The sequence below is a fragment of the Stenotrophomonas sp. Sm2128 genome (genome assembly GCF_030985535.1).
In the GTDB taxonomy this organism is placed as follows: domain Bacteria; phylum Pseudomonadota; class Gammaproteobacteria; order Xanthomonadales; family Xanthomonadaceae; genus Stenotrophomonas; species Stenotrophomonas maltophilia.
Map to the genome: position 1 here is coordinate 24,903 of NZ_JAPTFQ010000055.1, position 7,556 is coordinate 32,458.

At 68.2% G+C, this 7,556-nt stretch carries 8 protein-coding genes; all 8 read right to left on the reverse strand.

All coding sequences use genetic code 11. From position 1 onward, the window contains the following. Nucleotides 1-2 precede the first annotated feature (2 nt). Complete coding sequence (locus tag O0K41_RS15245) at nt 3-518, reverse strand: flagellar basal body-associated FliL family protein (protein WP_005409545.1); 516 nt, start codon at nt 516-518, stop codon at nt 3-5. Between the two features lie 192 nt (nt 519-710). Beyond that, nucleotides 711-1,868 (reverse strand): flagellar hook-length control protein FliK, encoded by a 1,158-nt coding sequence (locus O0K41_RS15250; protein WP_049448917.1) that lies wholly within the window; start codon nt 1,866-1,868, stop codon nt 711-713. Next, complete coding sequence (gene fliJ, locus O0K41_RS15255) at nt 1,868-2,335, reverse strand: flagellar export protein FliJ (protein ID WP_005413256.1); 468 nt, start codon at nt 2,333-2,335, stop codon at nt 1,868-1,870. Before fliJ ends, O0K41_RS15250 begins: the two co-directional genes overlap by 1 nt. Nucleotides 2,336-2,338: 3 nt before the next feature. Continuing rightward, nucleotides 2,339-3,724, reverse strand: coding sequence for a FliI/YscN family ATPase (locus O0K41_RS15260; protein ID WP_005413257.1), 1,386 nt, complete (start codon nt 3,722-3,724; stop codon nt 2,339-2,341). Continuing rightward, a complete protein-coding gene (locus O0K41_RS15265; protein ID WP_005409549.1) occupies nt 3,721-4,362 on the reverse strand; it encodes a FliH/SctL family protein in 642 nt (213 codons plus the stop codon). Before O0K41_RS15265 ends, O0K41_RS15260 begins: the two co-directional genes overlap by 4 nt. Continuing rightward, nucleotides 4,359-5,345: a flagellar motor switch protein FliG gene (gene fliG, locus O0K41_RS15270; RefSeq protein WP_024958226.1), complete on the reverse strand. Its 987-nt coding sequence runs from the start codon at nt 5,343-5,345 to the stop codon at nt 4,359-4,361. Before fliG ends, O0K41_RS15265 begins: the two co-directional genes overlap by 4 nt. Before the next feature lie 7 nt (nt 5,346-5,352). After that, complete coding sequence (gene fliF, locus O0K41_RS15275; protein ID WP_099497310.1) at nt 5,353-6,999, reverse strand: flagellar basal-body MS-ring/collar protein FliF; 1,647 nt, start codon at nt 6,997-6,999, stop codon at nt 5,353-5,355. A gap of 13 nt (nt 7,000-7,012) precedes the next feature. After that, nucleotides 7,013-7,378, reverse strand: coding sequence for a flagellar hook-basal body complex protein FliE (gene fliE, locus O0K41_RS15280; protein WP_005409552.1), 366 nt, complete (start codon nt 7,376-7,378; stop codon nt 7,013-7,015). Nucleotides 7,379-7,556: the final 178 nt, after the last annotated feature.

The following is a 7,556-nucleotide window of genomic DNA, read 5'->3' on the forward strand; positions in this document are numbered from 1 at the left end:
CCTTACTGGGTCACGAAGCTGGTGAACAGCAGGTCGTCGGCACCATTGCTGCCGGTCTCGGCCTTGAGCACTTTCTGCACTTCGGCCAGCGACGCAGCCTGCAGCTTCTGCTTGCCGGCGACATCGGCGATCTGGTCCGGGCTGACCTGCGAGAACAGCATCAGCAGGCGTGCGCGGATGGCGGGTGCATGGGTCTTGATCGCTTCCAGCGCAGCCGGGTCACGGGTCATCAGCTGCACTTCCAGCTGCAGGTAGCGCGGACCGTCGACCGGGCCGTTGAGGTTGACCACGAATGCGGGGTCCAGCGCGAAGTACTGTGCCGGTGCCGGAGTGCTGGCCTTCTTCGGCGCCTGCGCGGTCTTCTCTTCGTGCTTGGACTGGGTGAAGAACCAGACGCCGCCACCGGCGGCAGCGGCGGCCAGTACGGCCACCAGCGCGGTGATCAGAATCGGACTACGCGGCTTGGCGGCCTTGTCCTTCTCGGCGGTCTTCTTGGTTTTGTCAGCGGCTGCGGCCACGGGGTGAAGCTCCTGAGGGTTGCTTCACCGGGATATGCAAGGGGTGTGCCGAAGGCGGGGCAGAGGGGTGCGACGGAATTCCGTCGGGGCGGCGGTGGGGCCGTGCGGAGCAAGCTCCGCACCCACCAACGCGATACTGGCAGGTGCCAACCGCATCGCTCTGGTGGGTGCCAACCTTGGTTGGCACGCCTGTCAGGCGTATGCGTCCAGCAACCCGCGCTGGCGGATCAGCTGTGCGGACGACACGTTGGTGTCGCCCGGCGACGGTTCTCCGTCACCGGCGGTCCCACCGTTGCCAGATGCTCCCGACGCATTGCCGTCACCCCCCGGGGCCTGGTGGCCAACATCAGCGTGTGCCAGCTGGAAGCCCTGTTCGCCCAGCAGCTCGCGCAGGCGCGGCAGGCTGCTTTCCAGTGCCTGCCGCACGTCCACGTGCGGGCTGCTGAAGCTGGCATGCACCTTGTCGCCGTTCAACTGCAGGCGCACGTCGACCGGGCCCATATCGTCCGGGCTCAGGCGGATATGGGCGTGGCCGATTTTCTGGTCGGCCAGCCAGCCCAGGCGTGCGCCAATGGCCTGGTCGAAGCCGTCGTCACCCAGCACGGGCTTGGGCGTGGGTTCGCCATTGAAGATCGCGTTGCCGGTGGCGAGCGCCGCCTTCAGGTCCTGTACGGCGGCCCCCGCCGGTGCATGCAGCAGTGGTGCACTGGCGCGGTCGCCAACGGCGGCCACGTCACTGCCTTCGCCGCGCTCGCTGCGCTTGCCGGGCAGGATCATCTCCGGCAGTGGCAGCGCGCTGGCATCGTCCGCGCTGGTCGCCGCCGGTTTGCCGTCGGCCGTCGCTGCGGCGGCCGTTGCTGGGGCAGTTGCAGGCAGTGCCGGATTCGCGGCAGGGGCAACGGGCAGTGCGCTGCCGTCGCTGGCCTGCGACGGTGCAGCGGTGGTCGGCAGGGCAGCGGCCGCATCCACGGGCGTCGGCATCGCCAGCACCAGGCCGGCCAGACCGAGCGGCGGCCAAGGGGCGTCTTCGGTCGCGGCGGATTTGTCCTTGTCGGTAGCGGGTGCAGCCGGGGTCACGGCAACGGGCGCTGGCGGCGGCGCTTCAGCGGTTACCGCTTCGGCGTCGCTGCGTTCGCCTGGTGCCTGGCCACTGCTGTCAGTGGTCGACGGCTGGCTCGTCGTGGATGGCGACGGCGTGGTGGCGCTGCCGGCAGGGCCGGGTGCAGAGGGCGCGCCGTCCTGCAGCAGCTGGCTGAAGTCCTTTCCGCCTTCGCTGCGCGGGGCGCGCGCCGCACTGTTGCTGGTGGCCGGCGTGGCAGGGTTGGCACTGCCGGCGAGTGGGGAGGGCATCACGAGCGACCTCCCTGCTCGGTGCCGTCCTGGTCTTCGGCCTGGACAAGGCGCGCGCGGCGCGCGCCGATATCGTCCATCTCGCGCTGGTCGCGGCGGTCGGTCACCACTTTTTCCTGCGCGCGGTAGCTCGCGGCCAGCTGTTCCAGCACGGCCTTGTCACGGCTGGCCAGGATCAGCCGGGCGCGCTCGGCTTCCACCTTTTCGCGGTTGCCATTGACCGTGGCCTGCTGCTGTTCGACGGCACTGTCCAACCGGTCGAGGAAAGCGCGTCGGTTCAGCAGCTGCGCCGGGCTGGTGGCGGCCATCTGAGCGTTGGCGTACTCCTCGGCGTAGCGGCGCAGTTCGTCCAGTCGCGATAGATGGGTATCGAGCACGCGCTGGCGTTCGGCAAGGTCGCGGGCAACCGCGTCCTCGTGTTCCTGGGCCCGCTTGAGCAGGGGATCAATGCGCTTGGACTGGTTCATGGCTTAACTCTCTTGTTCCACCAGGCGCTGCAGCGCCGCCTGGCTGTGCGGGAGATCTGCGGCCTTGGCAACGTCCTGGCCGAGGAACTCCATGATTTCCGGCCAGCGTTCCAGGGCTTCGTCGGTGGCCGCGTCGTTGCCGCGCTGGTAGGCACCGATGGCGATCAGGTCACGGTTGGCCGAGTAGGCCGAGACCAGTCGCTTCAATTTGCGGATGCGCAGGCGCCACGGCTCGTCGGCGATTTCCGTGACCACGCGGCTGACCGACGATTCGACGTCGATGGCCGGGTACAGGCCGCTGTCGGCCACGCGCCGCGAGAGCAGGATGTGGCCGTCGAGGATCGCGCGCGCCGCATCGGCGATCGGGTCCTGCGGATCATCGCCCTCGGTCAGCACCGTGTAGAACGCAGTGATCGAGCCACGGCCCTTGGCGCCATTGCCGGCGCGTTCGACCAGTGCCGGCAGCTTGGCGAACACCGACGGCGGGTAGCCGCGGGTGGTCGGCGGCTCGCCCACCGACAGGCCGATCTCGCGCTGTGCTTGGGCGAAGCGGGTCAGCGAGTCCATCAGCAGCAGCACGTTCAGTCCCTGGTCGCGGAACCATTCGGCGATGGCGGTAGCGCGGTAGGCACCGTGCAGGCGCGCCAGCGGCGGCCGGTCGGCGGGACTGGCCACTACCACGGCGCGGCGCAGGCCTTCCTCGCCCAGCGTGGTCTCGACGAAATCGCGCACTTCGCGGCCACGTTCACCGATCAGGCCGACCACGATCACGTCGGCGGCGGTGTAGCGGGTCATCATGCCCAGCAGCGTCGACTTGCCGACGCCGGAGCCGGCGAACAGGCCGACACGCTGGCCGCGGCCGATCGGCAGCAGCGCGTTGATCGCGCGCACGCCCACGTCCAGCGGCTGGGTGATCGGTTCACGCGCCAGTGGATTGATCGACACGCCGGCCATGCCGACATGGCCTTCGGCGCGGATCGGGCCCTTGCCGTCCAGCGGCACGCCATCGCTGTCGATGACGCGGCCAAGCAGGCCTTCGCCCACTTCCACGCCACCGCGGCGCGCCGATGGCACCACCCGCGCATTGGGCAACAGGCCGTGCAGCTCGGCACTGGGCATCAGGTAAGTGCGCTCGCCGGCGAAGCCGACCACTTCGGCATCGACCCAGCCGCCGTCGACCACTTCCACCTTGCAGCTGGCCCCCAGCGGCGCCTCGCAGCCGACGGCTTCCAGGGTCAGTCCGACCGCGCGGCGCAGCACGCCTTCGCGGATCAGGCCACGGCCATGGGCGGTATCCACGCGCAGTCCATCGAGGCGACGGGCCAGGCGCAGGTTGCGGGCCATGGCCCAGTCGGCCGGTGGCGGCGTCGGCTGCGGATCGGGGTTCATGCATTGGCTCCGGTCTGGCGGATCACCGCGTCCAGCGCGCCGCGCAGGCGGGCTTCCAGGGTGCCGTCGATGCGCACGGCTTCGGCGTGCACGCGAAGATCGCCGCGGCTGAGGCTGGTGTCTGGCACCAGGCGCTGTTGTGGCGGCAGGCTCAACAGCGGGGCGAGGGCGGCGATGTCATCCGGATGCAGTCGCACTTCCACCTCGCGGGTGCTGCCACCCACCGCGTCGATGGCCTCACCGACCAGCTGTGCCAGCAGTGCCGGGTCAGCTTCGTAGGCGCGGCCGACCAGCGCACCGGCGATGCGTACCGCCAGCTCACCGAGTGCGCCGACCACTTCGTTCTCCAGCCGCACCAGGGGGCGGCTGAAGTTGTCGAGGATGCCTTCGATCTGCGCGGCGAGGCGACGCACTTCGGCCTGGCCCTGGCCGTAACCTTCGGCATGGCCGTGCTGGAAGCCTTCCTTCTCGGCGCTGTCCTGGATGGCCTGGATTTCCTCCAGGGTCGGCAGCTGCAGCGGCGGCTCCGGCTCGTGTTCCGGGTCCGGCTCGGTGAGTTCGAACGCATCCTCCTGCTCCAGCACCGGTTCGGGCTGGGCCAGCAGGTCCGGGGCAAGCCAGCGCACGACGTTGCTCACAGCATGGCCTCCGCGCTGCCACCGATGGTGACGGTGCCTTCATCGGCCATGCGCTTGACGATGGCCAGGATCTCGCGCTGCGCGCCTTCCACGTCGGACAGGCGCACCGGGCCACGAGCTTCCATGTCTTCCAGCAGGATTTCGGCCGCGCGCTGCGACATGTTGCGGGTGATCTTGTCGCGCACCTTGATGTCGGCACCGCGCAGGGCCAGGCCCAGGCGCTCGCCGCTCACTTCGCGCAGCACCAGCTGCATTTCGCGGTCATCCAGGTCGACCAGATCGTCGAACACGAACATCAGGTCCTGGATGCGGTTGCTCAACGGCGCATCGATGCGGGCGATTTCTCCCAGGATCGCCTGGTCCTGGCCGCTGTCCATGAAGTTCAGGATGTTGGCCGCGCACTGCACGCCGCCGATGTTGGACGATTTCAGGTTCTGGTTGCCGGCGAACTGGCGCTCCATGATCTCGTTGAGTTCATTGAGTGCGTTAGGCGGAATGCCGTCGAGGGTGGCGATGCGCAGCAGCACGTCCACGCGGGTACGGTCCGGCAGCAGTTTCAGCGCGTCGGCGGCCTGGTCGGTTTCCAGGTGCGCCATCACGATGGCGATGATCTGCGGGTGCTCGTTGCGCACCAGGTCGGCCACCGCACGCGGGTCCATCCACTTCAGCGCATCCAGGCCGGTGGTGTTGCGGCCGAGCAGGATGCGGTCGATCAGGTTGCCGGCCTTCTCGCTGCCCAACGCCTGCACCAGCATGTTGCGGATGTAGTCGTCCGAGCCCACGCCCAGCGAGGTCTTCGAGCCCAGCTCCTGGCCGAACTGGTCCATCACCCGTTCCACCTGCTCGCGGGTGATGTCGGTCATGGTGGCCATGGCGATGCCGATCTTCTGCACTTCCTTGGGTTCCATGTGGCGCAGCACTTCGGCCGCATCCAGCTCACCCAGGGACAGCAGCAGCACGGCCGCGCGCTGTACGCCGGTCAGTTGTGCCTCAGTCATTGGCCACCCAGCCCTTGACCACCTGGGCCACGCGCTTGGAGTCGGTCTTCACGGCTTCACGCGCCATCCGCAGTCGTTCCTCATAAGAATCCACCGGCAGGGCCAGTGCGTCTGGTCCGGCCAGGCTGGCCCGGTCGGCGCCCAGCGCCGGCAGCGGCATGCCATCGTCATCGACCAGCTGTACGTCCGCGGTGTGCGGTTCCAGAGCCTGTTCGTCGTTCTTCTTGTTCTGGCCGGTGATCGCACGCAGTGCCGGGCGCAGCACACCGAACAGCAGCGCCAGCACCACCACCGCGCCGAGCAGCATGCGGCCGGCATCGTGCACCCACGGCAGCTCCCACCACGCCGGGCCTTCGACCGGCGTGGTGTCACGCACGAACGGGGCATTCATCACCGACACGGTGTCGCCACGCTCGGCGTTGAAGCCGACGGCCTGCTTGACCAGCGCTTCGACGCGGGTCAGTTCGGCAGCCGACAGCGGCTGCGGGCTCATCTTGCCGTTGGCACCGGCACGCGGCACGTTGTCCACCAGCACCGCCACCGATACGCGCTTGATGCGGCCGGCCGGCTGGCGGGTGTGCTGCAGGGTGCGGTCCAGCTCGTAGTTGCGGGTGGCGTTCTTGCTGCTTTCGGTCGGGGTCTGCGCGGTGGCCGGTGCAGCCTGCTGGCCCGGCGGGCTGTTGCTGGTGGCACCCGGCACACCCTGCGGGCCAGGGGTGCTGGTGGTGTTCTCGCTCATCTGCTCGCTGCGCAGCTTCTGCGGCTCACCGTTGTAGAGCTCGCGGGCCTCCTCGGTTACCGAGAAATCCATGTCCACGCTCACTTCCGGGTTGACGCGGCCAGGGCCGGTCATCGGTTCCAGCAGCTCGCGGATGCGCTGGTTGAACGAGGTTTCCTGGCGGCGCACCTGCTCGAACTGGGCAGCGTTGACCGCCGCTTCGCTGTTCGGGTCGGTGATGCTGAGCATGCGCCCACTCTGGTCGACCACGGTCACCCGCTCCGGCGCGAGATCCGGGATGCTGGCCGCAACCATGTGCACGATGGCATCCACCTGGCTGCGTTCCAGCTGCTGGCCACCACGCAGTTCCAGGGTGACCGAGGCACTGGCTACGTCGCGCTGGCGGGTGAAGGCGCTGGGCTTGGGAATGGCCAGGTGCACGCGCGAATCGCGCACCGGGCGCAGCGTGTTGATGGTGCGCGACAGTTCGGTTTCCAGCGCGTGCTGGTAGCGCGCGCTTTCGACGAACTGGCTCACACCGAAGCCCGGGTCGCGTTCCATCAGCTCGAAGCCGAGCTTGCCACTGTCGGTCAGGCCGGAACCGGCCAGCTTCAGGCGGGCGTCGTGCAGGTTCTTTTCCGGCACGGTGATGCCACCGGTGGCCGGGTCGAGCGCGAACGGAATCTGCGCGGCGCGCAGCAGGTCGGTCGCTTCAGCGGTGGCCTTCTGGTCCAGGCCGGTGTACAGCGGGACCATGCCCGGCTTCTGCGACCAGAAGAACACGGACAGGCCTGCCGCCACCGCCACCGCGATCATCGCCATCAGGCCCAGCCGACGGGTGATCTGCAGGCTCTGCAGGCGGTCGAACCATTGCCCGGCCTTTTCGGCGTTCAGGCTGTCCTTGGAGAGCGTCAGTGCCATGCGTCTCTATTCCTTACAGCGGCATGTTCATCACGTCCTGGTAAGCCTGGACGAGACGGTTGCGGACTTCCACGGTGGCGCGGAAGGCGATCTGGGACTGCTGCGAGGCGACCATCACCTTGGCGAGGTCGGCGCTGGGGTCGCCCATTTCGAAGGCCTTGGCGAGGGCGCCGGATTTCTGTTGCGCATCGTTGACGCCGGCAATCGCACCACGCAGGGTTTCGGTGAAGCTGGCCGGCTGGGCCTGCGGTGCATCCAGCACCGTGCCCGGCAGGGCGTTGCTGCGAGGCGTTTCGCCCAGCGGGTTGAGCGCCGGCTGTCCCATCTGGGTCTGATAGGAGCGGATCTGCGAAAGGATCGAAGTGACGGAGTGGGACATCTGCAACGGTTCCAGAAACAGGGATGGGGTTGTCTGCTGTAGCCAGTGCAAGTGCCGTGCCGAAACCGGTTTTCGATTCAGTGAAGTGAGGGTGGGGGTGTTTGGTGGCAGGGCTGCGCCCTGCACCCGCAGAGGCCACGTCAACATCAACGTCAAAATCGGGCTATCCGTGGGGTGG

What these genes read in the sequence shown, in the direction of transcription:
- O0K41_RS15250 (WP_049448917.1), bottom strand. Translation starts at nt 1,868, where the DNA reads ATGCCCTCCCCACTCGCCGGCAGTGCCAACCCTGCCACGCCGGCCACC.
- O0K41_RS15260 (WP_005413257.1), bottom strand. Translation starts at nt 3,724, where the DNA reads ATGAACCCCGATCCGCAGCCGACGCCGCCACCGGCCGACTGGGCCATG.
- fliE (WP_005409552.1), bottom strand. Translation starts at nt 7,378, where the DNA reads ATGTCCCACTCCGTCACTTCGATCCTTTCGCAGATCCGCTCCTATCAG.
- fliF (WP_099497310.1), bottom strand. Translation starts at nt 6,999, where the DNA reads ATGGCACTGACGCTCTCCAAGGACAGCCTGAACGCCGAAAAGGCCGGG.
- fliJ (WP_005413256.1), bottom strand. Translation starts at nt 2,335, where the DNA reads ATGAACCAGTCCAAGCGCATTGATCCCCTGCTCAAGCGGGCCCAGGAA.